This is a genomic window from Spirosoma aerophilum, from assembly GCF_054782495.1.
Genome location: NZ_BAAGSJ010000038.1, coordinates 75,216 through 100,722, shown reverse-complemented (window position 1 = coordinate 100,722; position 25,507 = coordinate 75,216). Strand labels below are relative to the sequence as shown.

Annotated in this window: 19 protein-coding genes; 3 read left to right on the top strand and 16 right to left on the bottom strand. The window is 48.2% G+C overall.

Annotation, left to right across the window (positions count from 1 at the left end; translation table 11 throughout):
- The first annotated feature begins 312 nt into the window (after positions 1-312).
- Entirely contained in the window at positions 313-1,542 is a 1,230-nt protein-coding gene (locus ACYVK4_RS30225) for a glycosyltransferase (protein WP_461131320.1), read from the top strand.
- Here ACYVK4_RS30225 and ACYVK4_RS30220 read toward each other — a convergent pair.
- Positions 1,466-2,113 (bottom strand): acyltransferase, encoded by a 648-nt coding sequence (locus ACYVK4_RS30220; protein ID WP_461131319.1) that lies wholly within the window; start codon positions 2,111-2,113, stop codon positions 1,466-1,468. The two genes, ACYVK4_RS30225 and ACYVK4_RS30220, sit on opposite strands and share 77 nt — an antisense overlap.
- Positions 2,114-2,429: 316 nt before the next feature.
- On the opposite strand from ACYVK4_RS30220, the gene ACYVK4_RS30215 reads away from it, so the two are divergent.
- A complete protein-coding gene (locus ACYVK4_RS30215) occupies positions 2,430-3,611 on the top strand; it encodes a glycosyltransferase family 2 protein (protein ID WP_461131318.1) in 1,182 nt (393 codons plus the stop codon).
- A 197-nt stretch (positions 3,612-3,808) separates the two neighbouring features.
- Here the strand turns inward: ACYVK4_RS30215 and ACYVK4_RS30210 are convergent, their stop codons facing one another.
- The 5 genes from ACYVK4_RS30210 to ACYVK4_RS30190 are packed head-to-tail and all read right to left on the bottom strand — an operon-like array spanning position 3,809 to position 8,796.
- Positions 3,809-5,038: a glycosyltransferase family 2 protein gene (locus ACYVK4_RS30210; protein WP_461131546.1), complete on the bottom strand. Its 1,230-nt coding sequence runs from the start codon at positions 5,036-5,038 to the stop codon at positions 3,809-3,811.
- Between the two features lie 6 nt (positions 5,039-5,044).
- The gene (locus ACYVK4_RS30205) at positions 5,045-6,214 is read right to left on the bottom strand and encodes a glycosyltransferase family 4 protein (RefSeq protein ID WP_461131317.1); all 1,170 of its coding nucleotides are present in this window, start codon (positions 6,212-6,214) and stop codon (positions 5,045-5,047) included.
- Entirely contained in the window at positions 6,211-7,173 is a 963-nt protein-coding gene (locus ACYVK4_RS30200; protein ID WP_461131316.1) for a glycosyltransferase family 2 protein, read from the bottom strand. Before ACYVK4_RS30200 ends, ACYVK4_RS30205 begins: the two co-directional genes overlap by 4 nt.
- Positions 7,170-8,342 carry a sugar transferase gene (locus tag ACYVK4_RS30195; RefSeq protein ID WP_461131315.1) on the bottom strand — a complete coding sequence of 391 codons (1,173 nt, stop codon included), beginning with the start codon at positions 8,340-8,342 and terminating at the stop codon, positions 7,170-7,172. The genes ACYVK4_RS30200 and ACYVK4_RS30195 overlap by 4 nt, the downstream gene beginning before the upstream one ends.
- Before the next feature lie 19 nt (positions 8,343-8,361).
- On the bottom strand, positions 8,362-8,796 hold the full coding sequence (locus ACYVK4_RS30190) for a response regulator transcription factor (RefSeq protein ID WP_461131314.1): 435 nt from the start codon (positions 8,794-8,796) through the stop codon (positions 8,362-8,364).
- 670 nt (positions 8,797-9,466) lie between these two features.
- On the opposite strand from ACYVK4_RS30190, the gene ACYVK4_RS30185 reads away from it, so the two are divergent.
- On the top strand, positions 9,467-9,778 hold the full coding sequence (locus ACYVK4_RS30185) for a hypothetical protein (RefSeq protein WP_461131313.1): 312 nt from the start codon (positions 9,467-9,469) through the stop codon (positions 9,776-9,778).
- 193 nt (positions 9,779-9,971) lie between these two features.
- On the opposite strand, the gene ACYVK4_RS30180 is transcribed toward ACYVK4_RS30185, so the two are convergent.
- The 10 genes from ACYVK4_RS30180 to ACYVK4_RS30135 form a co-directional block, all read right to left on the bottom strand.
- Positions 9,972-11,087, bottom strand: a complete 1,116-nt coding sequence (locus ACYVK4_RS30180; protein ID WP_461131312.1) for a sensor histidine kinase — start codon at positions 11,085-11,087, stop codon at positions 9,972-9,974.
- An 89-nt stretch (positions 11,088-11,176) separates the two neighbouring features.
- Complete coding sequence (locus tag ACYVK4_RS30175) at positions 11,177-12,022, bottom strand: CheR family methyltransferase (protein WP_461131311.1); 846 nt, start codon at positions 12,020-12,022, stop codon at positions 11,177-11,179.
- Positions 12,007-15,396 carry a GAF domain-containing hybrid sensor histidine kinase/response regulator gene (locus ACYVK4_RS30170; protein ID WP_461131310.1) on the bottom strand — a complete coding sequence of 1,130 codons (3,390 nt, stop codon included), beginning with the start codon at positions 15,394-15,396 and terminating at the stop codon, positions 12,007-12,009. The genes ACYVK4_RS30175 and ACYVK4_RS30170 overlap by 16 nt, the downstream gene beginning before the upstream one ends.
- 180 nt (positions 15,397-15,576) lie before the next feature.
- Positions 15,577-16,260 carry an alpha/beta fold hydrolase gene (locus ACYVK4_RS30165; RefSeq protein WP_461131309.1) on the bottom strand — a complete coding sequence of 228 codons (684 nt, stop codon included), beginning with the start codon at positions 16,258-16,260 and terminating at the stop codon, positions 15,577-15,579.
- Between the two features lie 22 nt (positions 16,261-16,282).
- Complete coding sequence (locus ACYVK4_RS30160) at positions 16,283-17,746, bottom strand: flavin-containing monooxygenase (RefSeq protein WP_461131308.1); 1,464 nt, start codon at positions 17,744-17,746, stop codon at positions 16,283-16,285.
- Positions 17,747-17,805: 59 nt separating this feature from the next.
- Complete coding sequence (locus ACYVK4_RS30155; RefSeq protein WP_461131307.1) at positions 17,806-18,396, bottom strand: chemotaxis protein CheB; 591 nt, start codon at positions 18,394-18,396, stop codon at positions 17,806-17,808.
- Entirely contained in the window at positions 18,378-19,187 is an 810-nt protein-coding gene (locus ACYVK4_RS30150) for a CheR family methyltransferase (protein WP_461131306.1), read from the bottom strand. Before ACYVK4_RS30150 ends, ACYVK4_RS30155 begins: the two co-directional genes overlap by 19 nt.
- Before the next feature lie 8 nt (positions 19,188-19,195).
- Entirely contained in the window at positions 19,196-19,561 is a 366-nt protein-coding gene (locus ACYVK4_RS30145; RefSeq protein ID WP_461131305.1) for a response regulator, read from the bottom strand.
- Positions 19,562-19,683: 122 nt separating this feature from the next.
- Positions 19,684-23,349 (bottom strand): response regulator, encoded by a 3,666-nt coding sequence (locus ACYVK4_RS30140; protein WP_461131304.1) that lies wholly within the window; start codon positions 23,347-23,349, stop codon positions 19,684-19,686.
- 30 nt (positions 23,350-23,379) lie between these two features.
- Entirely contained in the window at positions 23,380-24,963 is a 1,584-nt protein-coding gene (locus tag ACYVK4_RS30135) for a response regulator (RefSeq protein WP_461131303.1), read from the bottom strand.
- Positions 24,964-25,507: the final 544 nt, after the last annotated feature.

The following is a 25,507-nucleotide window of genomic DNA, read 5'->3' as shown; positions in this document are numbered from 1 at the left end:
AATAAAAAAATACGTATTAGTTGTCATAATTATTAAAAGGACTACTATTTGTTATTAAATTTTATATTTTTACAATACAATTCGTTGTGTTATTTATGATGTTACTTATTTCTGTTTTATAGTTCTGCGTTGTATTATTAACTCTAATTAAATATACATTACTGTTATATGTACTTTTTTATATATAACAGTAAATAGAGTTTAGATTTAAAAACGAACTTCTTGATAAATAGTGGCTAAATCGCGCTACACACCATTTTTCATCAGTGATAACGACCACAGGACAGCTTACGGACTGGGTTCACTAAGGATATGTTAAAAGAACAGGATATTATTTGTGTAGGATTGCTCAATTGGGAAAACGATTATACAAAGTCGACGATGGAGCTGTTGACTGAACTGGCTGGCAACAACCGGGTACTTTTTATCAATTATGCCTGTACATATAAGGATATCTGGCAACACTTACGTAAAAAGAAAAACATACCGCTGGCGCGAGTAATAGGCTCTGCTGACCGTCTGGTTCGCCATCAGCTTTCGGAAGGCCGCGAAGTGTACGTCCTGATTCCTCCGCCTATGCTCCCTATAAATCAGCTCAATCCCGGCTGGCTTTATTCGGCTTTGTTAAAATGGAATACGAATCGAATCAGGAAGAGTATACGGAAAGCGATGCAACGATTGGGTATAGAGTCACCCATTGTCATGAATGCACTGCACCCAACGGTGGGGAACGGGTTGGTGAATAAGCTGTCGGAGAAAGCGCTGGTTTACTACTGTTACGATGCTATTGAAGCCGAAAGCTGGAGTCGGCAACATGGCCAAACGGCCGAATTGGCTTTACTTAAGCGGGTAGATGCCGTCGTTACAACGTCCAAAGGGCTTTATGCCAGCAAGCGTCAGATACAGCCCAGCTGTTATCTGGTAGAAAATGGGGTTAATATCAATCTGTTCAAGCAAGCCAATGTCTTTAGGGGGGATCGTCAGTCAAAAACAATTGGGTATATAGGCTCTATTGATAATCGGCTCGACATTGATTTGCTGGAGCGTTGCTTTCAGCATTTTCCGGATGTACGCTTTTTATTTGTGGGTCGGGTACCGGATCCGGCCATTTCCCAGCGACTAAGCCGCTATGCCAACGTACTACAGGCGGGGTCTCAACCGCCATCCAGCATACCGAAATTTGTCAAGCAAATGGACGCTGGTTTAATACCATTTTGCCTTAATGAACAAACCCGCGCTATTTATCCCCTGAAGATAAATGAATATCTGGCGGCTGGTCTGCCCGTTGTGAGTACCCACTTCACGGATCTTCGGGCGTTTGAACCGCTGGTCTCGGTATGCGATACGGCCGATGGGTTCATTGACGCTATTGAAATTGCTTTACAGGAAACCGATGCCACCCTGCCGATGCAGCGCCTGGCTATGGCAGAGGGGAATTCTTGGGAAAACAGAGGAAAGCAGTTTGCTACTGTACTGGAACAGGTACTTGACCAGAAGTATACACACGCTCCCAACACCGCCGTTCCGGATTGTATTGTTTAATAACCCGTGCCGGGTTACCGGCAACAACGGAGTAAGCCGATACGTCTTTGGTAACTACGCTGCCCGCAGCTACAATGGAATGCCTCCCCACCCGGACGCCCGCGGTTATGACCACATTGGAGCCAATCCAGGATTCATCATCAATCACGATGGGCAGGGCCTTTACGGGCTGCTGCCGTATGGGTATATCTATGTTCTCATAGCCGTGATTCAAACCCGAAATGACCACATGCTGGGCAATAATTACCTGATTGCCGATGCTGACGGGGCCAATGACGATGCTGCCGATACCCACCCGCGAATGAGCACCAACGCTTACATCCCCAACACCATTGTTGATAACGCAGTAATCTTCTATGGTGGAGTGCTGCCCCAGCGTGAACTGACGAAAAGGTAAAACATCCAGTCGGGCTGAAGCGCAAATGCGGGCACCAACTCCCTTTTTATGGACAAATGGGTTCACAAACCAGCTTACCCACCGACGTGGACGGGCCTGCCCCTGTGGGATAAGGGCATAATGAAGCCAGTGCTTTACCCGATTGTTGCTTTTAATTAACTCCGAAATACGCATACTGATATAATAGGATAAGTTGAACGTCGCGAACCGCAAAATGTATACGCTGATGCCTGTATTGATTGGTAAAATAAGTAGGCTAATTGCTGTTATGAATTATTTATAATTTACATTTTATAAAATAAGTAAAGTAAATATAGGTATATTTGTTTTATAGTTAAAAAAATAGTTCCAATATAAATAATAAAGGACATAGCTACTTTATGATCGTTGAGGGTAAACCCGCATAAACCTCATGGCTTCATACTATGCTATACCCTACTAATCAGATTGTACTCCAGAGTAGTAAGTACCTCTTATAACTATGTATCCCATGATTATCATTAAGCTGCTGGCGGCCATCGTCTTCGGTTACACCGCTTTTGTTACGCTCTATCTATCCTTTTTCGCCATTGCGGGGCGGCTGCGGAAAATTAAAGCAATGGTCCGAACGAGTCCGGATCCAACCCGGCGCGTGGCTGTTCTGATACCATCCTACAAGGAGGATGCGGTTATTCTGGAATCAGCCCGGCATGGATTGCTGCAGCAGTACCCGGCGTCATTGTATGACATTATCGTTATTGCCGACTCCCTTCAAGCTGATACCATTGAGACGCTGCGAACACTGCCCATTAAGGTAATTGAGGTAGTATTCGACAAATCGACCAAGGCAAAAGCGCTTAATGTAGCCCTGCAGCAATTACCCGATACGTATGATGTAGCCGTTATTCTGGATGCCGATAATCTGATGGCGCCCGATTTTCTGATGCAGGTCGATACGGCTTTTCAGCAGGGTTGGCGCATTTTGCAGGGCCACCGGGTGGCTAAAAATACGGATAGCAGCGTGGCTGTTCTGGACGCAATCAGTGAAGAAATAAACAACCATATTTTTCGGCAGGGGCACCGCTCCGTTGGCCTTTCGGCTGCGTTGATTGGCTCAGGAATGGCTTTGGAGTATTCGTTGCTCAAAGAAATAATGCCCGCCGTACAAGCGGTAGGTGGGTTTGATAAAGAGCTGGAGATGCGCATGCTCAGTCAGCGGATGTCATTTGGGTATCTCCCGACTGCCTTTGTATATGATGAGAAAGTATCCAGCGAAGCTGTTTTCGAACGGCAGCGTACCCGTTGGATAGCGGCTCAGTACAAATACTTCCGATTGAATTTCGTGCCGGGTCTCAAGGCGTTGTTCTCGGGTAATATAGACTACGCCGACAAAGTGTTTCAGACGATGCTCCCCCCGCGTATTTTACTCCTGGGCGGCCTGGTGATGGGACTGGTGGCAAGTGGTCTCTCTGGTAATCGATTGTTTATGATCGTGACAGGAAGCCAGTTCCTGCTTTTATTATTTACCTTCTATATATCAACCCCTTCGGCGCTCATCAAAAAAATTGGTCCGGCAGAATTGTTAAAACTTCCCATTCTCTTTACCAGTTTCATTCGCTCAATCCTCAAAATGAAAACAGCGAAGAACCAGTTTCTGCATACCCCTCATGCGAGTAAGTCGGTAAGTCAGTAAGTGGCTTCGCCTAAGTCGGTAAGTGGCTTCGCCTAAGTCAGTAAGCGGCTTCGCCTAAGTTAGTAAGTCGGTAAGTCAGTAAGTCAGTAAGTCGGTAAGAGGCTGACGCATGAAAGCAGTACTCATGCGTCAGCCTCTTACCGACTTACTGACTTAGGCGAAGCCACTTACCGACTTACCGACTTAGGCGAAGCCGCTTACTGACTTACCAAATTCACCTCATCGGCGCGTTTGGCTTTTTCCCATACGCCAGATGTGTTGCCTCGTCGGAAGCGCAGGAAGCCCAAAATGGCGCAGACGTTCATGAAGGTGAAATAGAAAGGGACAAATAAGGCTTTTACCCGAATGTGTTTGTGTTCAAGCCGATAGCCTGCATAAGCCGCTCCGTAAAAAAGACACTGACAAACGAATAACAGTACCCAGCTGGTATACAGGGGATTACTGGTGGTAGATGGATCGGGAATAACCAGGGCCAGATTGGCCAGCCAGATCAAGGGGAGACAAAAAGGCGTGACCGCCCACCGTAAAACCCTATGCGATACATACTGGAAGGTTAACCAGCCATACCGGACAATATTCAGCAGGTAAAGCAAGCGCATAATTGACTGAAAGCCTCCTGCTGCAATTCTGATCTTCCGTTTCTTTTCTTCCTCAATAGAAAACGAAGGGCGTTCCAGAGCATAAGCATCCGGCTCGTATTCGACGCGGTACCCGTTTCCGGCAATCCGTAAAGAAATAATGAAATCGTCGAGCAGCGTATCCGGTTCAACGGTTTCGTAGAGGTTTGTGCGTACGGCGAACAATTCACCGGCCGCGCCAACAACAGTATGTAATTGGGCATCCTTTCGCTTTAGAAACGACTCATATTTCCAGTATAAGCCTTCGCCCGACCCGGCTGCGGATTCACTCTCAAGTACGTCAATTCGTTTTTCGCCGGCAACGGCACCAACGGACTCATTCTTGAAATGGCGCACGAGGTTGCGAATGGCCCGACGGTTAAGCTGCGTGTTGGCATCACTAAAAATAACAATCGGCGTTGTGACATGCGTCATGGCTCTGTTCATGGCCGCTACTTTGCCGGCGCGCTGCTCGCCACCCAGCACAGAAATCTGGCTGTCGCCACTGGCGCGCAGGGATTCCAGCCAGGCTGTCGAGCCATCCGTCGAGCCCTCCGTGACAAAAAGAAACTGGAGTTTATCGGCCGGATAGTCTAACGCACGGGAGTTTTTAAGTTTGGCGGGCAGACAGCCCATTTCGTTGTAGGCCGCCATGACCAGCGTAACCATGGGCGTGTAGGAGTCATCATCAACCGCGGGGCGGTATGGACTAAAATAGCTGCGAAGTTTAACCAGCGCAGTTAGTAGAATTCCGTATCCCAGATACGTATAACCCACTATGCCTAAGCATACAAGAAGAAAGAGCTGCATCATCGTTTAGACAAGTGAATACGCTGGCGTCACATTCAATTCATCACTAGGCGCGTAGGTTTTGTAAATAGCCTGCAACTGCCTGGCCGTCCGAATCCAGGAGAAGTTCGTGACTTGCTCTCTACCGCGCTCAACCAGCATTTGCCGGAGCAGGGGTTTCGCGACAATCTGTTGCATGGCCCTGGCAATGGCATCAGGCTGGTGCGGGTCGACCAGCAAAGCCGCGCCACCCGCTACCTCGGGCATGGCCGTGAGGGTGCTGGTGATAACGGGAGTACCACAGGCCATAGCTTCCAGAATAGGCAGGCCAAAGCCTTCACTGATTGATGGAAAGAGGAAAATTTCGGCCATGGTATACAGAGCAGGCAGGTCTTCATCGGCAATGTAGCCGATAAACTGACACCGTTGCTGGACAAAGGCGTACTCCATGGGAGTCAGCAACTGTTTCAGGAAGGGCGGAAATTTCCCGCTGATGACCAGTCGGATTTCGGTGTCGATCTGGGCATACCTGACAAAAGCCTGCAACACGTTTTTTATGTTCTTTCGAGGGTCAGCGCTACCCAGAAAAAAGAAATATCGTTGGGGTAAGTGATGTTTTGTCCGAACACTTTTCAGTAACGTTGTGGTAACGGGGCTCTCGAACCGGCTACTCAGACCATTATACAGCACCTCGATCCGGGCCCGGGGAATCTTCAACTCGCTCTTGATCTGGTGAGCGGCATACTTCGAGATCGTCAAAATGTCCCGGCAATTTTTAACCACCTGCCGAACCAGCAGGGCACGGTATCGATTCCCTAACCGCTGATAGGCAGTAGCCGTATTGACTTTGAATACCTGCCGCAGAAACAGCACGTCGTGCAGGGTCAGCATCAGCGGTACATTTACCCTGAGGGGGGCGGTGTTGGCCGTGCAGTGCAGCACATCAAGCTTATAGGCCCGGATGGCGCGTGGCAACGCTATCTGCTCCCAGTGGACATAGTTCATTCCCGGTACTTTCACCAGGGTAAAATTGCCGCTCAGTGTCAGGCAGGCTTCGTCTTCATCCGGACGAACAAATATGAAATAGTCATTTTTCTGATCGATCTGCTGAAGCGCCCGTATGAGTTCCAGGGCGACAATGTCCATTCCATGTTTATGAGGGCGCAGCAAGCGCTGCGCTTCGATTCCAATTCTCATACAATTGATTTTAACGACGACAAACGGGGGTTCATTAAGTGGCTCGGGAGGGGGGCAGCGTCTGGCTTCTCGACCGCATGACGCAGGTTCCAGCTGATGCCCTTCAGAAAGGCTTTCAGAAAAGCCAGCTGACCTTTCAGGCTGTAGGTTAGTACCGCTTTTGGTAAGGCGAGCCCGGCATAATAGAAGAAGAAGAAGAAGAGAGATAGACCGTAGACATTACGGCGCATGAACAGGATCCGATTGCGGGTCTGGAAATACACCTTCATCGGATTTCCTTTGCCAACCGTCATCGACTCTTTATGGAAAACAAGCGCCGAGGGCTGGTAATAAATGGAATAACCGGCCTGCTTAATACGGCAGCACCAGTCGAGTTCTTCGTAGTACAGGAAATAGAGCTCGGGCAGTAACCCAGCCTGCTCTATCACGTCCCGTTTGACCATCATGGCGGCCCCATGGGCAAAATTCGTTAAACCCGGTTTGTCGAATTGCCCTTTGTCTACCTGATGGCTGCCAATGGCCCATGCCTGTCCTGTATACTCGTTTAAGGGGGTATACCCGGCATACTGGATCACCTGAGGGGCCTGATGATAGCGTATTTTCGGACAGGTGACGCCAAGGGTCGGATCGGCAGCAAAGGGCTCCAGCAAACGCTCGATCAGATCAGGCGTCACTTCGGTGTCATTGTTGAGCAGCAGGATGTAGTCGCCCTTGGCCTGCCGAATGCCTACATTGTTACCTCCGGCAAAACCCAGATTTGTCGTATTGACGATAACCCGCACGTGACTAAAATTACGCTCTTCAATGATCGAAGTGGGGTCTTCGGCTGAGTTATTATCGACAACGATAACTTCAATGGCTGGGTATGACAGCCGTTGAATAGACGCCAGTAAAGCACAGGTTACCGCAGCCTGATTATAATTGAGCGTAATCAGGGAGACAAGCGGGAAAGCCTTCATACATTTTCCTTTTGAAAAACGGCTTTTACAGTCCGGATCAAAATGATCAGATCCGTTTTAAAGGAGTATGTTCTTGCGTAGAGGGCATCCAGTTGAATCCGCTCCTGATCCGAAACGCCCGCTTTTCCCCGCTTGGTAACCTGCCAAAGGCCCGTTAATCCGGCCGGGGCGGCAAACCGACGTGCATAGGCGGTTGTGGTGAGCTTCTCGGCTTCGTAGGGCGGCAACGGCCGGTTACCAACAAACGACATGTCACCTTTCAAAATGTTGATCAGCTGGGGTAATTCATCGATGCTGCTGTTGCGAAGGAACTTGCCCAGCCGGGTAACACGGGGGTCTTCCTTGAATTTCATGAACATGGCTTTGGCTTTCCGGGTACGCTGAACCTGTATCTCACAAACCTGCATGTTGTCCTGGAACAGAGGGCGCTGGCACGAGGTGTTGGCCAACCGGCAAGTCTCGCAGAGTTCATCAGGAGCCTGTTCCGGCAACGCTGATTTGTACATATTCTGAGAGGCCATGCCCGAAATCAACTTATCAGCTCCGGTGCGCATGGTCCGAAATTTATACATATCGAAAAGCTTGTAGCCCATTCCAATACGCCTTGATTTATAAAATATAGGCCCTTTGGAATCCAGCCGGATCAACACCGACACGACGATCATCAGGGGGGAAATCGCCAGCAGGAGGCCAAACGAAACGATTATGTCGAACAGGCGTTTGCCAACCGGAATCTTTTGCTTTCTGGCGTTGTCCAGCTCCTGCCCGATTTCATTGTATTTTTTCCGGCGAATAAGGTAAGCTAAGCGGTTTCGAAGAGATGCTTCATAAAAACTGAGTGGAAAAATATCAATGATGGGTTTGCCCTCGGCCTGCACGTTCATGTCGGTGTTGGCACCGGCACTAAGTATCATGGTGGAAGCTTTATATTCGTTTAGGGCCGAACTTACGGTGTTCAGAAACTTAAGACCTCCCAGTTCATCGTTAATGACCACCAGGTCAATCTCGTTGCCCTTCTGTAAGAAGCTGATGGCTTCTGACCGGCTGGCGACGGTTTTTATGGATACTATCTGCGAAAATGCCTGCACGAATTCAGCTACTCTGTGAGGGTCATTTTCGACATAAAGGACGTGATAAACACTCTCTTGGGTGATGGATTCCGTGAGCATACGAGGACAGAAGGAATGACTAACGAAGCGGACTTAAACGCGATGAATCAAAATTCGACCGAAAGTTTTGGCGTTCAGTCGTTCGGCGCAGAATAGCCTTGATTTTTGCCTTGACTTCCAGTGGGTTAAAGGGCTTTACAATAAAATCATCGGCTCCCTGTTCAATACAACTTACTTTCAGTGAGCTGTCTTCCATACTGGACAACACGATAAGGGGCACATTTCTATAGATAGAGCTATTTCTGATCAGGGCAATCAACTCCTGGCCATCCAGCTGGGGCATGCGTAAATCGGTTAGGATAATGTCCGGCAAATTTCCTTTCTCCAGCCATGCCATCGCTTCTATACCGTTTGTACAGGAACTTATATCAAACTCAGCGCTCATCGTGAGTTGAATGATCTTTCGTATATAGACGTCATCATCTATATGTAGTAAATGATATCGATTTTCCATTAAAAATATATTATGACTATGATTGGGTATTTACTTCAAATATTGTAAACTATTAGTTTAATAAAAATACGAAAAGTAAATTAAGTATGTATTTTTTGATTTTCCTAATGTACTGTTACAAATTCTGTTTTAATTAGTCGCTATTGACATTACTAGTACCGATAATTCCTTTGTGACTGTCCAAGTTTACTAAATCGCTCAATTTAAATTTGTATTTTATATATTAAATAGTAAAAAATATATATAAAAACATATCATCAAGTAAAGTTTTTTTTCAATTGATAGCTGGGTGATAACTTTGTAAATATAATTAAATGTTATTAAAAATTAATTATTGTCTATACAAAGTTACTGATTATTGTTTATGTGAAAATACAAATAAGCGCATTGAGACGATTTAACGGCCAAGAATATAGAGGGAGAGGGACGTTGACAGAATTCTTTTGCCTGGTGGAATATGTGAATACGAACATTTAGAAGGCGGTTGATTGGCTACTACAAACAATAGATTTTAAATGATAAAATATCGTTATACAGTATTGTTTATATGATAACTACTAGTTAATTTTGTTTAAATATAATTAACTAGTAGTTGGATTTGTCAATAAGCTTCCTGTTGATATTTAGCGCAGCAATCTATAGTGTTTATACAAGAGAGAAACGATAGGAGATGGTCTGGAAAATCTATAAAGTAATAGCGTTCGTATATTTTCAATGTGCCCTGATTGCCTGCTGTAGCCAGGATGCTCTATGGCAACTCGACGAGCAGACAGATACGATTGATCGGCTGATACGCATTATTGGACGAATCCGGGAGTATTCTAATCTACATCCGAATTACATAAAAGACACCTACGGAGATATGGAAGCTTACCTGCAAAAGCATATTTCCAGACAGGACTGGGCTCTTTTAAATCAACTACAGATTATAACGCCGGTGCAGGCAGCATCTCACCACCAACCCGTATTAGAAATAGCTTAACCCATAAATGAGAATCGTTAATGGGTAGTCAAGCAAATGACTGATTAGTTATCTGGGCGTGTTTTATCGCCTATCTGTAACTTGACTAAGCTGTTATTTGCCTGACCACCTATTCACTAACGCGTAATTGCCCATTCAACGAAGCTTATTTCAGGCTTTGTAGAGTGGGCAGTTTGCATTAGGCTCCAGCCGCTTATTTTCGCCAGTCGAACTGCACGGTACACCCCGCTCCGGGTGCGGTATGTACCCGAAGGGTACCACCCTGTTCATCGACAAGCATCTTCAGGATATTGAGACCTACACCCGTACTGCTTTCGCGGGGTGAATGACCGGCGGGCTGAAACAGCTGGAAGAGTTGTTGTTGCTGTTGATCGGTCATGCCGGGACCGTTATCACGAACGAAGAATTCAATGAAGTTTCCTTTGTCAGTGTAGCCAACCTCAATCTGCCCCTGTGCCTTATCATTGTACTTAATGGCGTTGCTCAGCAGGTTCTGAAAGACCTGCTGCAACTTTATCTTTTTGGTAGTCAGCACGGGCATAGGATCGGCAATGCTGATCTGAATATGTTTGGGAGGAAAAAGCAGTTGGACAGTCTGGGAGAGAAGCTGACCCACATAGACCTGCTCCGACGCCTGTTGATCGATACTCTGTCGCGAGTAGGCCAGAATGGTACTGATCATGGTAGACAGGTGGTAGCCCGCTTCTTTAAGATCGGTTAGATACCCGGCCAGTTCGGTCTGTTCAACCGGACGACTATCGTTTGTGTACTCAACTAAATGAAGAAGTGTGATCAGACCCGTTAAGGGCGATTTGAGATCATGAGCCACCATATAGACGAATTTTTCCAGCTGCTTGTTAATGGCCGACAAGTCATTGGCCGATTTCTTTAGCGCCTGCTGGTAAACCCATAACTGTTCAAAAACACTCACTTTCGCTTTTGTCACACGGCTATCCAGCGGTTTGGATAAATAATCGACCGCGCCCTCTTCAAATCCTTTTAGTACATACTGCTCTTCCTTGCTGATAGCCGTTACAAATATGATGGAGATGTCGCGGGTCTTGGGGTTGGTTTTCAGAAATTTAGCCACTTCAAAGCCATCCATATCCGGCATTTGTACATCGAGCATGATGAGTCCGATCTGGTCATTTTTCAGGGCAAACTTCAGGGCCTCATTGCCCGATGTTGCCTTGATGAATTGCCGTTGCCCATTGTCCAGAAGTTCTTCCAGCACAATCAGATTTTCTTCCCGATCGTCGACAAGCAGGATGGTAAAAGGAGGGGTGTTTTTGGTAGAAGTTAGTGTCATATAACGCCGTTGATAGGTTGCGGTAGGTGTTGGAGAGGGATTTTAAGAATTATATAACTATGATATTCAGTAGCTTATGATTATTATTTCTACCGTGTTCGCCTGAATATCTTACTTTCCATATGAACCGGCTCAAACTCGTTGCGTGCCTCCGTAAACAGGAGTGATTCTTTAGTGCCGATGGCTAGGAATCCGAGCGGGGAAAGGCTTTCATGAAAAAGCCTGATGACGTGGTTTTGCAGATCTTTGTTGAAATAGATTAGCACATTACGGCAACAAACCAGTTGAAATTCATTGAAAACTCTGTCGGTCACCAGGTTATGCTGGGCAAACAGTATGGAGTCCCGAAGGGATTTATGCATCTCTATATGGTCACCCTGAAGAGTATAATAGGCCGAAAGTTCATGGGTACCACCGGCTTCTTTATAGCTGAGGGAATACTCGGCCATGTGCTGTATAGGTATTAACCCCTTACGGGCTTTCTCGAGGTTGGCCGGGTTGAGATCGGTGGCATAGATGCGGCAGCGATCCAGTAAATTGGCTTCTTTCAGCATGATCGCCATCGAATAGACTTCTTCGCCCGTTGAGCAGCCCGCGTGCCAGATCTTGATGATCGGGTAGGAAGCCAGTAAGGGGAATACCTTTTCGCGCAGATGGCGATAAAAAGGAGGGTCACGGAACATTTCCGTTACGTTGACCATAATGGTTTGTAAAAACCAGGCAAAAAAGGCGGTATCATTAGCTAATCGAAAACGAAGCGCGCAGGCAGTTTGAAGGTTAACCATACCCATGCAGCGAATGATCCGACGTTTCAGGGACGTCTGTGCATAATTTGTAAAGTCATAGCCGTGGACCAGCCGGATGAGCGTAAGAATCTCTTCCAGTTCGACCGTACTCAGTTCGCAATCCGGGGTCATCATCAGGCGGGCATCCAAACGTTCATGGTTGTCAATAACTGGTTTATATCCAGCGGCTTGGTAATGTAATCGGACGCGCCTGCCTCCAGACATTTTTCCCGATCGCCGGGCATGGCTTTGGCCGTAAGGGCAATAATGGGCAGGTTTGCATACTGTGTATTCAATCGGATTTGGCGGGTAGCTTCGTAGCCATCCATAACGGGCATCATGATATCCATCAGGACCAGATTTACCGATGGGTGCTGATGGAGCGTGTCAATGGCTTCCTGCCCATCGCTGGCCGTAATGACGGTCAGGTTGTGTTCTTCCAGTAAAGTGCTGATGGAGAAAACATTCCGCATGTCATCATCAACAAGCAGCACCGTTTTGCCCGGCCAGTTCGACACTATAGGGGCCGGGGTAGAGCCGGGCAGGGGTAATGGCTGAACAGGGGTTTCATGCTGCACTTTATAGAGAAACAGTTCCAGCTGGTCCATCAGCCGATCTTTTGCCTGAACGGAGTCGTGGACAACGGTATCGGATAACTTCTTCAACTGAAGTTCATCAAGGGATGACAGATCTTTATCCAGATAAATAATGACCGGAATCTGGCTGGCCGACATGGCTGTCTGCAGTTGCCGTAATTTTTGAATACCCTGCTCTACATCCTTACCAATGTCGACAATAACGCAGTCATAGGCTTTATCATGTACTTTTTGAAGGGCGTCGTCGTTCAGCACCGCGTAATCGCAGCTGATGCCGAAATGACGTTCGTCGATCAATTTTGTCAGGGAATTGTCGGGTAGATAATCGCCGGAGAGGACGAGGATATTTTTAATCTGTTCCGTAAGGCGATTACTGATTCGGGTGAAGGCATCCTCCAGATCCTGTTTGGTCAGGGGTTTTTGAATATAGGCCAATGCACCAGGCAAAACAAGCTGCTGCTCATCGCTCGCCGAAACGACGTGAACAGGGATCGAACTAAGGTTTTTGTCGTCTTTGAGCAATTTTAGAACACTAATACCGTCAAGAACAGGGAGCTGGAGATCCAGAATTATGGCCGATGGCGTATAGCGCCGGGCATATGCCAGACCTTCGTCGCCTTGAAGGGCCACCACTGTTTTATAGCCTTTGGTACGGGCAAAATCCCGGACAATACTGGCAAAACGTGCATCGTCCTCAATAATCAGCATGATCCTGTCGCCCTTTTGAATCGTATCCCGATCGTCGGGGACGGTGATTTGATGAACGGGAGGCTGGCGTTTTTCCGGAGACTTTTTTGAAGCAGGGGATACCGTATGGACCACCTCTGGCTGATGAGCCTCTGACGATAACAGCGGCAACCACATGGTAAACGTGCTTCCTTTCCCTTCTTCGCTCCGGAGGGTAATTTCGCCACCCAGCCGCTTGATGAGCTCGCGGCTGATAGAAAGCCCCAGACCCGTGCCGCCATATTTGCGACTGGTGGATCCATCGACCTGTTGAAAAGCTTCGAAAATCAGCTGCTGCTTATCGGCTGGAATACCAATGCCCGTATCCGAAACAGAAATGGCCAGCAGTGATCGCTCCTGCCGCAGTTCGTGGCGGGTGATGGTCGGGAAACTGGTTTCAATGGACAGGGAGAGGGTTATCTGCCCGTCGCGCGGGGTGAATTTAAAGGCGTTAGAGAGTAAATTTTTCAGGATCTGCTCCACACGGAGTCGATCGGATACGAACTCGGCTGGTACTGATGCGTGCAGGTCCGTAACGAGCCGTATCTTCTTTTCCTCCGCCACTACCGTAAACAGCTGGGTAAGATCCCGCAAGACCGCTTTCACCGAAACGGGTTCCTTCAGAACTGTGATGTGCCCTGCTTCAATTTTGGCTAAATCCAGGATGTCGTTTATCAACGTCAGCAGGTCATTGCCCGACTTATGAATGATGGTAGCATACTCGATCTGCTTGGCCGTTAAGTTGTCGGGTTTGTTATCGGCCAGTAGTTTCGCCAGAATAAGCACGCTGTTGAGGGGTGTACGTAACTCGTGCGACATGTTGGCCAGAAAGGCCGATTTGTACTGGCTGGTCACTTCCAGTTCTCTGGCTTTCAGGGCCAGCGACTGGCGGGCAATTTCGACGGCTTCGTTTTTCTCAACCAGTTCGGCGTTAATTTGTCGAAGCTCCTCCTGCTGCACGCGTAGCTCTTCTTCTGACGACTGCAGGTCTTCGGCCTGCCGCATCAGCGATTCGTTGGACTGCCGCAGTTCTTCCTGCTGTTCGGCAACCAGTTCATTTTGCTGTTGAACCTGTTGAAGTAAATCACGAACCTGCTCGTGGGTCTGTGCTGAATTTATGGCCCTGGCCAGCGGCTCCATCAGTTGTTTGAGCAGGGCTATGGCAGGCGTTTCCAGCGTTCGAAAAGAAGCCAGCTCCAGCACACCGACCAGCTCTTTATGGTTCCGATGGCGCAGAGGTACCAGCACCAGTTCACCCGGCTGAGCTTCTCCGCTTCCCGATTTCAGTTTCCAGTAGTTCGTTGGGACTTCGTTGACAGTTTGTATGTTTATGCCCTTCGCGGCTTGTCCAACAAGACCCTCACCAAAGGCAAACGAAGTGGTGATTTCGGACGTCAACCCAATGGCGGCTACCAGGTCAAGGCAACTTTTTTTCGGCTCATAGAGGTAAACGGCACCGGCGGGCAGGTCCAGATGATCCGTTAAGGTTGCCAGTATATTTTGGGCCATTTCCTGAGGACTTCCCTGTGCCTGCAGGCTATGACTAACCGCTGAAAGACCCGAAAGCAGCCAGTTCTTCTCTTCGCTTTCCTGGTTGTAGGTTTGCACAGTGGCCAGGTTGGTCTTTAGTTCGCGCTCGGCTCGTCGGCGTTTGCGGAACTCTTCAAAAATGACCAGAATCAGAATCGCAATATTGACAACCGCCACCAGAACGGCTACCCACATGGCACATTCCTCAAGGTAGTCCGTATCGGCCTCGGATTGCTGCCGGGCCAGTAATTCCTGCCTGACCGTTTGCCTGATCTGAGTTAATTCCTGTTCGATCGTTTCCAGCCTGGCTGCATCGCCAGCCAGATAGGCCGCTGTGGCTTTATCGACTCGGCGAAGCCGATTTAGTTGATTGGGGTCTGCTCTGAGTAAATCATTTAAATCACTCAACAGCCTGTCGATGGTATGCAGCGTTAACGAGTTTCTTTGTGGTTGTAATGTAAGGGAGGGATTGCCAGCTGGCTGTGTATTTACCTTCATCAGAGCCAGTTGCAGACTGGCTACCTGTTCGGTTATCCGTTCGGCTCTTGTCGATAATGTCAACAAGGTATCGTGCCGACGGAAGGCACTGAAATAAAGCAGGATGATGACGGGTACTGTCAGAAAAGCCAGTGCAGCGCCCAGATAAATCCGCCCGGTTAACGATTTTATCATTTACTATATCTTATAAAATTTATACTATAAATATGCGAATAATTAAATATGGGAACAAATATAATTATTAAATATGCGTCATATAACTTTTGGTAAATAATTAATGCCTCATTTTTTGTGAGGCATTCAACAGAGCGGGCGGCTAGTTTTCCTGGCGTTAACTAGCTGGCAAACCAGGCATTATCGGTGTGAGGTATTGCTGTAGGTAGTCAGGAATGTAATGATAGGAGTGATGACGGACTGCGGATGGGTTATCAACGTGAAGTGATCACCTGGTACAATGACCGCTGATTGATCCGGAAAGCGAATAATAGAATCTTTTCTGGCGTGAATACGCAGTTCCGGCTCAACCGTTATGACTGCGTCGACGGGGTTCATTATCACGCTTAACTGGTTGACGATATATTCTCTGGGGCTGTTAATCAAGTTTTGAAATACCCGCCCGAAGATTTCTGCCGATGGCTTTCCGCGGTAGCTTATCCACAAAAGAAGTTGTTTTGTAAAGCTATTGAGATACCAGCCTTTTCTAACCAGCCAGTAGGCGTGCTCTGGGTTTTTAAATCGGGCAACAACTTTTTTAGGATCAGTCCAGGAAGCAATCTGCACCACGGGGCAGTCGATCAGGTGTTTTATGGAATAGGCTACCCAACCGCCCATGGAATGTCCAATCAGAATATCCTCGCGGGTTATGGTATGCCGGTCAATTAGTCGTTGGGCATAGGTCATAACAGTAAGGGCTGGGTCAGGTTCGCTGCCGAGTATATCCAGGTTATGAATAAAGAGTTTCTCGCCCGGCAGTTCTGGCGTAATCCGATTGAAGATCTCGGCGTCTTCCCCAAAACCCGGTATAAAAATAAGGCGCATAAGGAGTTGTTCAGTTTCCGGGTTAAGTAACCACCTGATAGTCCGAAAGGGAAAAGTTTCTGGTAATTTTTCGGAAATGAGTATTTAGCCGGGGATACAGGGTCGTGTTTTTACCGGCTTCATTCATGTACCAGCTTTGGCAACCCGATGCCCACACGGTTCCGGTAAATTGTTCTTGAAGGCGTTGGTTATAGGTGTGTTGAATGGATTGTTTTACATCCAGATACCCCGATTCGCCCAGTTGCTCAATCTGATCGATGTATTGCATGATATAATTCATTTGCGATTCCATCATGTGAATCACCGAGTTGTGTCCTAATCCCGTATTCGGTCCCAACAGAAAAGCCAGGTTCGGGAAGCTGGCTGTTGTAACGCCCTTGTAGGCCTCGCCACCGGTTTTTTGCCATACATCCATGAGTTGCCGGCCGTTCTTTCCAATAAACTGGGTATAAAAGTTTAAGTCGGCCACCTTGAAGCCCGTGCCTAAAATAACCGTATCTACAACGTACTCCCGACCATCCGCAGCTCGAATACCCGTTGGCGTAAACGTATCGATGGCCTCGGTAACCAGATGGACATTCGGGCGGTTGAAAGTTGGGTAAAAATCATCTGATTTCAGAATACGCTTGCATCCGATGGTGTAGGCAGGGGTCAGCCTTTTTCTGACTTCGGGGTCGTGTACCTCGTCGGCCAGCTTCTTCAGCGAGATACGTTTCATGACAGTATTGAGCCATTGGGAACCTGTAAACCCCATACCGATCAACTCATTGAGCCAGAAAATGGATTCGCGCTGAGCTTTCATCAAGAGCGGGAAACGCCTGAAAAGCTGACGGGCCGCTTCCGATAAGGGTCGATTCAGCCGATGGCTTATCCAGGCTGGCGTGCGTTGAAAAACGGTTAGCGACTTCACTTGTGGGGCAATGGCCGGTACGAGCTGAATGGCACTGGCTCCGGTGCCAATGACGGCTACGTTTTTGCCGCTCAGGTCATACGTCGTGTCCCATTCGGCCGAATGGAAAATAGCTCCCTGAAAGGTAGACATACCGGAAAACGCCGGTATGTTGGGTCGGTTCAACGGGCCCAATGCAGCCAGTAAAACTTTCACGGTCGTTGTATTGCCCCGCGCATCGGTGAGTTGCCAGTAACCGCTTTCCGGCACAAACTGCGCTTTTACAATATCGGTATTGAATCGAATGTGGCTGCGGAGGTTATTTCGTTCTACTACCGATTTTATATAAGCTAGAATTTCCGATTGGCTGGCGTATAAACTATCCCAGTCGGGATTGGGCTCATCTGCAAAGGAATAGAGGGGCGAAGCCACATCGCAGGCACAACCGGGGTATACATTATCCCGCCAGGTTCCGCCTATTTCGGCAGCCCGCTCAAAAATAACAAATGATTCTTTCTGCTGCTTTTTCAGGCGCAAGGCGGCTACAAGTCCGGCAAAACCTGCGCCAATAATACCAACCTGAACGTCCGGCTTCATGTCGTATGCTGGTTTAAACAGGGCGTAAGTTAATGCAATCGGGTAATTGGCCCGACAGCTTATAAGGTTGTATTCACGGATTTCAGAAAGTCGATCAGGCCGGGTATGTCGAGAACATAATGGACGGTTGTGTTCAGGATGGCCTGCTGGGGCATGAAGCCAACCAGGGCGGTTTCTGGCTGCTGAGCGACCAGTAATCCCCCCGCTTTTTGTATCGCCTTCAACCCAAGGGTGCCATCGGCATTGGCACCCGACAGCAGAATGCCGATCAGGGCCGACCCGTACACATCGGCCGCCGATTCGAAGGTGACATCGATGGAAGGGCGGCTGTAGTTCACTTTCTCGGAGTCGTCCAGCGAGAAACTCTTGTCCTGTTCAATGAGCAGGTGGTAATCGGCAGGGGCCAGATAAATGGTGCCTGCCCGTATAGGGTCCTTATCATCGACTTCCTGAAACGGGCTATCCGTTTTTGTGGATAGCAGGTTGGCTAATGTCGAGTCAGACGTGTTTTTTCGGTGTAAAACGATAATCAGCGCAAACGGCAGCGGACCCGGCAGGGCTGGCAACAGGCTGAGAAGTACTTCAATACTACCGGTTGAACCACCAATGACAATAGCCTCATAGGGGTGGGTTAACCTATCTTCTGCCATATTTTTTCGCCGTTCAATTGCCTGAACATCGTATTTAATGTTGAGAATTTAAGTGTTTCCTTGGCTCCCAGTGCCAGGTAACCAAGAGGACCGAGGCTTTCGTTGAAAAGCGTCAGTACCCGCTGTTGAAGCGCTTTGTCGAAATAGATCAGCACATTCCGGCACATGATGAGATCAAACTCGTTAAAGGATCGGTCGGACACCAGATTGTGCGTCGAAAAAACCATTTTCTCGGCCAGATCGCTCCTGAACTTAACGTGTCCGTACTGCGCCGTGTAGTAGGAGGAAAAGTCGTTTTTTCCCCCCGACAGGATATAGTTTTCGGAATACTGTTTCATGGGTCCCAGGGCAAAAATACCTTTACGGGCGGTTTCCAGCACTTCAGGGTTTAAATCGGTGGCGTAGAGTAACGATTTATGAAGCAGGTTGGCTTCCTTCAACAGGATTGCCATCGAGAAAACTTCTTCGCCGGTCGAGCAGCCTGCGTGCCAGATCCGGATAAAAGGTTTCGTGGCCAGTGTGCGAAGCACCTCGGTTCGAAGCGCTTTATAGAACAGCGGGTCGCGAAACATCTCGGTTACATTGACGGTCAACTCTTCGACAAACCGCTTGAGATAATCGGCATCGGAGCGAATTCTGTACCGCAGCTCGGCAAAGCTCGGAAACTTGTCGAGCGACCACAATCGGTTAATCCGGCGTTTCAACGAGGCCCGGGAGTAATGGGTAAAGTCATAGCCGTATATGTCGAGCAGGTCGTTCAGTAATAGATCTACCTCGTTTTCCTCAATCATGGCGATCATCAAATCTGCGACAGAAGCAGCAACAGCCTGTCCACATCTATTGGTTTGGAAATATAGTCTGTTGCTCCGGCCCGAAGGCACTTCTCCCGGTCGCCCACCATGGCCTGCGCCGTAACCGCCAGAATGGGCGTGTCTTTTCGCGCATCCAGGTTTTTGATGCGCGGGATAGCCTCATAGCCATCCATATCGGGCATCATCATATCTATCAGTATAACATCCACAACGGCATTTGTTTGCAGGAGTTCGATGGCTTCCTGGGCACCGCTGCAAGCTATGCAGTCGAATGACTTGGCTTTCAGGGTGGCTTTCAGTGCAAAAATATTGCGAGGGTCGTCGTCGATGATTAAGACCGTTTTTTTAGTCATTTTGTTGTGGTTTTTGCCACAGAGATGCACGCAGGATCACAGAGAGAAACTGAATTTCTTTGTGTATACAGTGAAAAAGAAAATCGCTGTGTATCCCCGTGATCCTGCGTGCATCTCTGTGGCTAAGCCCTGTCGTACAACCAGACACGCAGTAGGGAAATGAGCTGGTCAATGTCGACGGGTTTGGTGATGTAATCGGATGCCCCGGCCTGAATGCACTTTTCGCGGTCGCCGGTCATGGCTTTGGCGGTTACGGCAATAACGGGCAGGTTTTTCCACTGGTAATGTTCCCGAATCTTCCGGGCGGTTTCGTAGCCGTCCATCTGGGGCATCATCATGTCCAGCAACACGACATCGACGCCCGGGTTTTCGTCCAGTTTCTGCAGCGCTTCTTTGCCATCCAGGGCGGCTATGACTGTCATGTTGTACTGCTCCAGTGCTTTCGAGAGGGAGAAAATGTTCCGTACGTCGTCATCAGCAACCAGTACGGTTTTGTTGTTCAGTACCTGACTAAGTCCGCCCAGTTTTTTTGACATCGTGCTTTTGCCAACGGCCTGTTTGTTTTCTTCCACCAGATGCAGAAACAGCGAAACTTCGTCGATCATGCGCTGGTAGGAGTGGGCCGTCTTGACGATGATGGAGTCAGCATATTTCTTGATCTTTAACTCCTCCGACATCGATAGGCTTTTGCCCGTGAAAATGATGATCGGCAGGTGTTCCAGACCTGGGTTTTTCTTGGCTTCTTCCAGGGTTTCATATGCATTGGTGTCGGGGATGCCCATATCCAGAATAACGCAATCCACTTCTTTACGCTTCAGAGCGTCGACCCCTTCGGATATATTACTTTTAAGCTCTGAGGTGATGTTGAATGTCTCCAGAAAATAGGCCAGCGCCTTGGCATGTTTGGGGTTGTCTTCAATGATAAGGACTTTCTTGGCGTTGCGATTCAGGACGTATTCGATCTTCTTGAACACTTCCTGAAGCTGCTCGAAGGCCACCGGCTTATCGACGAAATCGATAGCTCCTTTCAGCAGGCTTTCGTTTTTCATCTTGTGCGACGACATAATGTGCACTGGAATAGGCCGGGTTTGCGGGTTGGCCTTCAGCGCATCCATCACCTGCCAGCCGCTCATGATCGGTAATTGAATATCCAGCAAGATACCCAGCGGCTTGTAGATAGTAGCCAGTTTCAGCCCCTCATCACCCTGAACGGCCACAATGCCTTTGTACCCCTTTTTTCGCGCATAATCCAACAGGGATTTGGCAAAGTTCGTGTCATCCTCTATAATGAGAATGGTCTTGTCATGTTCCGATATGCTGTTTCGGTCGTCGGGGATAGCTTCCGGAATGGTCGTGCTGATGTACTTATCGGCCGGTTCTTTGCCCGGCGATGGCGCTGCCGGAGCAGGCCGGAACGGAAACGTGTCCGGCGTTTTGTCGGTCCGAGCGAAAATCGCTTCTCCGTTAAGTGGCTGTCCATTGGTTTTTTCCTCAACGTCGGGTTGAACAGAGCCGCTGACTGGAATCTGGACCGTAAATTCCGACCCCTCATTGACCCGGCTCGTCAGCGTGATTTCTCCACCCAGCAATTTGGCCAGTTCCCGGCTGATGGAAAGGCCCAGCCCTGTGCCGCCGTATTTCCGTTTAGTCGATCCATCGGCCTGCTGGAACGCTTCGAAGACAAGCGGCTGCTTTTCGGGCGCAATACCAATGCCGGTATCTTTAACGGAAAAACATAGTAAATCTCCCGACCGCGCCGAACTTCGTTTGATGGTCAGGGCAACGCTGCCGTTGGCCGTGAATTTCAGGGCATTCGACAGTAAGTTCTTAAGAATCTGACCGAGTCTCATCTTATCCGTTTCGATCGTGGCGGGCACATCAGACGACACCATAATGCTGAAATTCAGTCCCTTCTCCTTGGCCAGCAGCCCAAAGAGCGACTGGAGTTCGTCGGTTATTTCAGAAAGAGCTACCGGCTGGTAGTCGAGTTTCATCTGTCCGGCTTCGATCTTCGAGAGGTCGAGGATTTCGTCAATCAAGCCGAGCAACCCATTCCCCGACGATTGGATCACTTTAGCGTACTCGACCTGGTCGCTGGATAGGGTGGCATCGTGGTTTTCGGCCAGCAACCGGCTCAGCAGCAGAATCGAATTGAGGGGCGTTCGAAGCTCATGCGACATGTTGGCCAGAAACTCCGATTTGTAGCGGGTGGTCAACTCCAGCTCATCGGCCTTTTTCTGAATCTCGTTATTTTTCTCTTCCAGCAACAGGCCGCGCTCTTCCAGTTCGGTATTCGTTTGCTGAAGCTCTTCCTGCTGAACCCGCAATTCTTCTTCAGAGGCCTGTAATTTCTGCGCCTGCATTTCGAGTTCGGCATTCAGGTTTTCCATTTCGGTATGCTGCGCCTGTAGCTCCTCGGCCTGGGCCTGCGTTTCTTCCAGGAAGTTCTGCACCTTAATGTAGTCGAAGGCTGCGTTGATACCAATGGCTACGGCCTCCTGATTCTGTTCCAGGAAGTCGATTTCGAGGGCCGTAGGTTTTCGCAGGAGTCCTAACTCAATGACACCCAGACAAACATTGCCGTACATAAGAGGCATAATCAGCAGCGCCATTGGTGCTGTATGGCCGAGGGAGGAGGTTACCTGGTTATAATGAGCGGGAATATCCTGAACAACAAGCATCTTTTTCTGGCTAAGTGCCTGTCCGATCAGGCCTTCGCCAACGCGAACAGCCGCGGGTGCCTGCTGGGCAGCGTAACTACCGGCCAGTTTGTAGCTTATGTCATGGTCGAGCAGATAAACCGTTCCTAACGGTGCATTCAGGTACTCGGCCAGAGCCGTAATCAGGCCCGTTGCCAGTCTGGTCAGCTCTTTCTCGCCCCGGATGGCATCGCTCAGTTGAACGGAGCCGGTCTGTAACCAGTTTCGGGCGGTTAAGTCCGAAAATGTTTTTTCGAGTGATTCTGCCATCTGGTTCAGAGCCATAGAAATGCGCCCCAGATCATCGTCTTCTGTATCCTGGTTGCGCACAGTGTAATCGCCTGACGCAATTTCCTGGGTTACATCCTCCATCTGCGAAATACGTCGGGCTGTTTCGATGTATTTCGCTTCGGCTATTTTCTGTTCTTCCATCCGATCGTCCAGATCTTTCTTGATACGAACGTAGGTAAAAGCCGTGATCAGCATGGAAATGATAGCGGCAATGATGAGCAGGAAGGGCGTGAAATTAATATAGAGCTGCTGTTGCTGAATGCGCGATTGAAGCTGGTTATTCTCCTCCCGTTTAATCTGATTGATAACGGCCCGCAGGTCATCCATCACCTGCTTGCCGCGAACCATCTCCTGATGCCGGGCCGTCGTATCCCGTACAAAGCCCTGTTTGCGGGTAGTTAAATTAATAATTCGCTGCATCTGGGCAAATTTGGCTTCGTACAGGGCTTTTACCTGCGCCAGATTTTTCTGCTGGTCCGGGTTGTCGGCCGTCAGGGTATTAAGCTGGTCGATGCTTGCCTTCACCTTGGCCCGACTACCGGTGTAGGGTTGTAGAAAAAGGGGATCGAGCGTGATCAGGAAACCACGCTGTCCGGTTTCCGCGTCTTTCATGGCGGAAATAATATTTTCCGATTCGATCAGGATCTGATTTGTATGATTGACCAGTTGCGAATTGCTGATCAATTTCTGAATACTGTAAAACGATGCCGTCAGGCTGATCAGCAGCAGCAGCGTGGAGAGCGAAAAGACAAGTTGAAGTTGCCTGATAACTGAATTTGTTGTAGGCGTTTGTGGCATAAGTGAGTCGGTAGAGGCAGCTTATAATGCTTAGTAAACAGACAGGTCACTCGTTTGCTGAATGGGCAAAACGAGGATAAAACGGGCCCCTTCGTTGACTTGGCTTTGGGCAGAGATGAGGCCGTTATGTTTATCAATATTCTTCTTGGCAATGGCCAGCCCAATGCCCGTACCCTCGTAGGCCGTTCGGTTGTGTAGCCGCTGAAAAATAATGAAAATGCGATTCAGGAATTTTTCGTCGAATCCAATCCCATTATCACGTACCGTTATTCGGTAAAAATTGCCGGTTGGAGACGGGCTGCCGTCAATAGCTTTGGTGCTTATCCGTTCGGCCCAAATATGGATGCGGGGTGGCTGATCGGGTTTGGCAAACTTAAGCGCATTGCTGAGCAGATTCTGAAACACCTGTCGGATTCGGGTCGGTATGGTATCGATCGGTAATAAGGGATCTATAGTAATAACCGCCTGTTTCTGGCTGATCAGCTCATCAAAATCGGTCAATAGTTCGTCTAATAAGCTATTCAGGTCGGTAAATTGAAACGCTTCCGGGACCGACAACTGCGAGTAGGCCAGCAGGTCTTTGATCAACCCGGCCATACGCGCCGAGGATTGAATCGATCGATCCAGGTAAGAAGCAGCTTCCGGGTTTTCTTTCAGAAATTTCTCTTTAATTGTGTCATTCAACAGCTGGATCTTACGAAGCGGTTCCTTCAGATCGTGCGACACAACCCAGGTAAATTGCTGTAATTCATGGTTGGTACGTTCCAACTCTGCATTTTTTATCAACAGTTCATTGGTCCTTAGTTCCACTTGCTGCTCCAGTAACTCGGCGGCTAGTTTCTGAGGGTGTATGTCGGTGAAGGTGCCAATCCAGCGGCTCAGGGTATTCTGCTGTTTGATGGGAATAACGCGGAGCAGGTGGTACCGGAAATCACCCGTGCGTACTTCCTGCAGACGGACTTCCCGGGTAAATTCCAAACCATTGGTCAACGAATTTGTCCAGTCTATTAAAGCTTCATCATCGGGATGCACCGCCGGAAATTTTGTCGAGTCGGCAGCATAGCGGAACCAATGTTCATTGACGTATTCGATGCGGCCATCCGGTGCTGTCGTAAACGCAATCTGGGGCAGGGAGGATAGAACGATCTGCAAATCCTGCATGCGCTCGGTTAACGCTTCCTGAGCCCGTTTTCGTACCTCTACTTCTTTCCGTAACGAATCCTGAACGGTTCGTAATTCCTGCTGCTGTTCGTAGAGTTTCTGGAGCGTTTTGACCTTTAAAACCAGTATGTCAGGGTCAACGGGTTTCGTCAGGTAGTCGATTCCGCCGGAGGTATACCCCTGCGTAATGAATCGTTTCTCGGTGTTAACGGCCGACAAAAATATAATGGATGTATCGCGAGTCTTACTGAATCCGGCAATGGCATTGGCCACTTCAAAGCCATCCATGCCGGGCATCTGTACATCAAGAATGATAACCGAATAATCCGTTTTAAGCACTTTTTTTAAAGCCTCTTCGCCCGATTCGGCCGTATCGACCGAAAATCGGTGCAATTCGAGAATCTTTTTTAACGGAAGAATATTCTCAGGTCTATCATCAACAAGCAGAATCATGGAGGGAATTTAATAAGTCATTGACATAGAACGCATAAATTACTTTTTTGCGTTTAAAAATATTATCCGGATGAATCATCTGGGAATCATACGGTGAAGATAGAGTCTCATTTTATGTGTTTCCAAATCTGGCTTCTCCTGATAATAGGTAATTATCCTATGGCATTTAACACCGCTGGCTTTGTATTGTTACTGAAGACGTATAGCCCGTAGGGGACTTGTAGCGTCTGAAAGTTTATCAGAACGATTATCCTATAGGTGGTTTTTAAGATAAACTTTCTGCATATGGTTAATATAGAACGACTCTTCTATCAATGTATTCCTTTTCTGGAATGTATGTGTGTATGTATGTTTATTATATTAAAATACCTTTAACACATTGTATTGATAATTCTTAAATTGTATATTTGCTTGTTGATTCGTACATATTTATTCAGTGTAATGGCTGTTTTTACGACAGTATGAGCTTTTTACACTGATTACCTTTTTTATCTTACGTTTTGGCCACCCAATAATGCGGGGCAGTACCTGTGTTTTGTGGTTG

Bases quoted from the DNA above. Each gene is read 5' to 3' on its own strand.
- ACYVK4_RS30225 (WP_461131320.1), top strand. From the start codon at position 313: ATGTTAAAAGAACAGGATATTATTTGTGTAGGATTGCTCAATTGGGAA.
- ACYVK4_RS30220 (WP_461131319.1), bottom strand. From the start codon at position 2,113: ATGCGTATTTCGGAGTTAATTAAAAGCAACAATCGGGTAAAGCACTGG.
- ACYVK4_RS30215 (WP_461131318.1), top strand. From the start codon at position 2,430: ATGATTATCATTAAGCTGCTGGCGGCCATCGTCTTCGGTTACACCGCT.
- ACYVK4_RS30210 (WP_461131546.1), bottom strand. From the start codon at position 5,038: ATGCAGCTCTTTCTTCTTGTATGCTTAGGCATAGTGGGTTATACGTAT.
- ACYVK4_RS30205 (WP_461131317.1), bottom strand. From the start codon at position 6,214: ATGAGAATTGGAATCGAAGCGCAGCGCTTGCTGCGCCCTCATAAACAT.
- ACYVK4_RS30200 (WP_461131316.1), bottom strand. From the start codon at position 7,173: ATGAAGGCTTTCCCGCTTGTCTCCCTGATTACGCTCAATTATAATCAG.
- ACYVK4_RS30195 (WP_461131315.1), bottom strand. From the start codon at position 8,342: ATGCTCACGGAATCCATCACCCAAGAGAGTGTTTATCACGTCCTTTAT.
- ACYVK4_RS30190 (WP_461131314.1), bottom strand. From the start codon at position 8,796: ATGGAAAATCGATATCATTTACTACATATAGATGATGACGTCTATATA.
- ACYVK4_RS30185 (WP_461131313.1), top strand. From the start codon at position 9,467: ATGGTCTGGAAAATCTATAAAGTAATAGCGTTCGTATATTTTCAATGT.
- ACYVK4_RS30180 (WP_461131312.1), bottom strand. From the start codon at position 11,087: ATGACACTAACTTCTACCAAAAACACCCCTCCTTTTACCATCCTGCTT.
- ACYVK4_RS30170 (WP_461131310.1), bottom strand. From the start codon at position 15,396: ATGATAAAATCGTTAACCGGGCGGATTTATCTGGGCGCTGCACTGGCT.
- ACYVK4_RS30165 (WP_461131309.1), bottom strand. From the start codon at position 16,260: ATGCGCCTTATTTTTATACCGGGTTTTGGGGAAGACGCCGAGATCTTC.
- ACYVK4_RS30160 (WP_461131308.1), bottom strand. From the start codon at position 17,746: ATGAAGCCGGACGTTCAGGTTGGTATTATTGGCGCAGGTTTTGCCGGA.
- ACYVK4_RS30155 (WP_461131307.1), bottom strand. From the start codon at position 18,396: ATGGCAGAAGATAGGTTAACCCACCCCTATGAGGCTATTGTCATTGGT.
- ACYVK4_RS30150 (WP_461131306.1), bottom strand. From the start codon at position 19,187: ATGATTGAGGAAAACGAGGTAGATCTATTACTGAACGACCTGCTCGAC.
- ACYVK4_RS30145 (WP_461131305.1), bottom strand. From the start codon at position 19,561: ATGACTAAAAAAACGGTCTTAATCATCGACGACGACCCTCGCAATATT.
- ACYVK4_RS30140 (WP_461131304.1), bottom strand. From the start codon at position 23,349: ATGCCACAAACGCCTACAACAAATTCAGTTATCAGGCAACTTCAACTT.
- ACYVK4_RS30135 (WP_461131303.1), bottom strand. From the start codon at position 24,963: ATGATTCTGCTTGTTGATGATAGACCTGAGAATATTCTTCCGTTAAAA.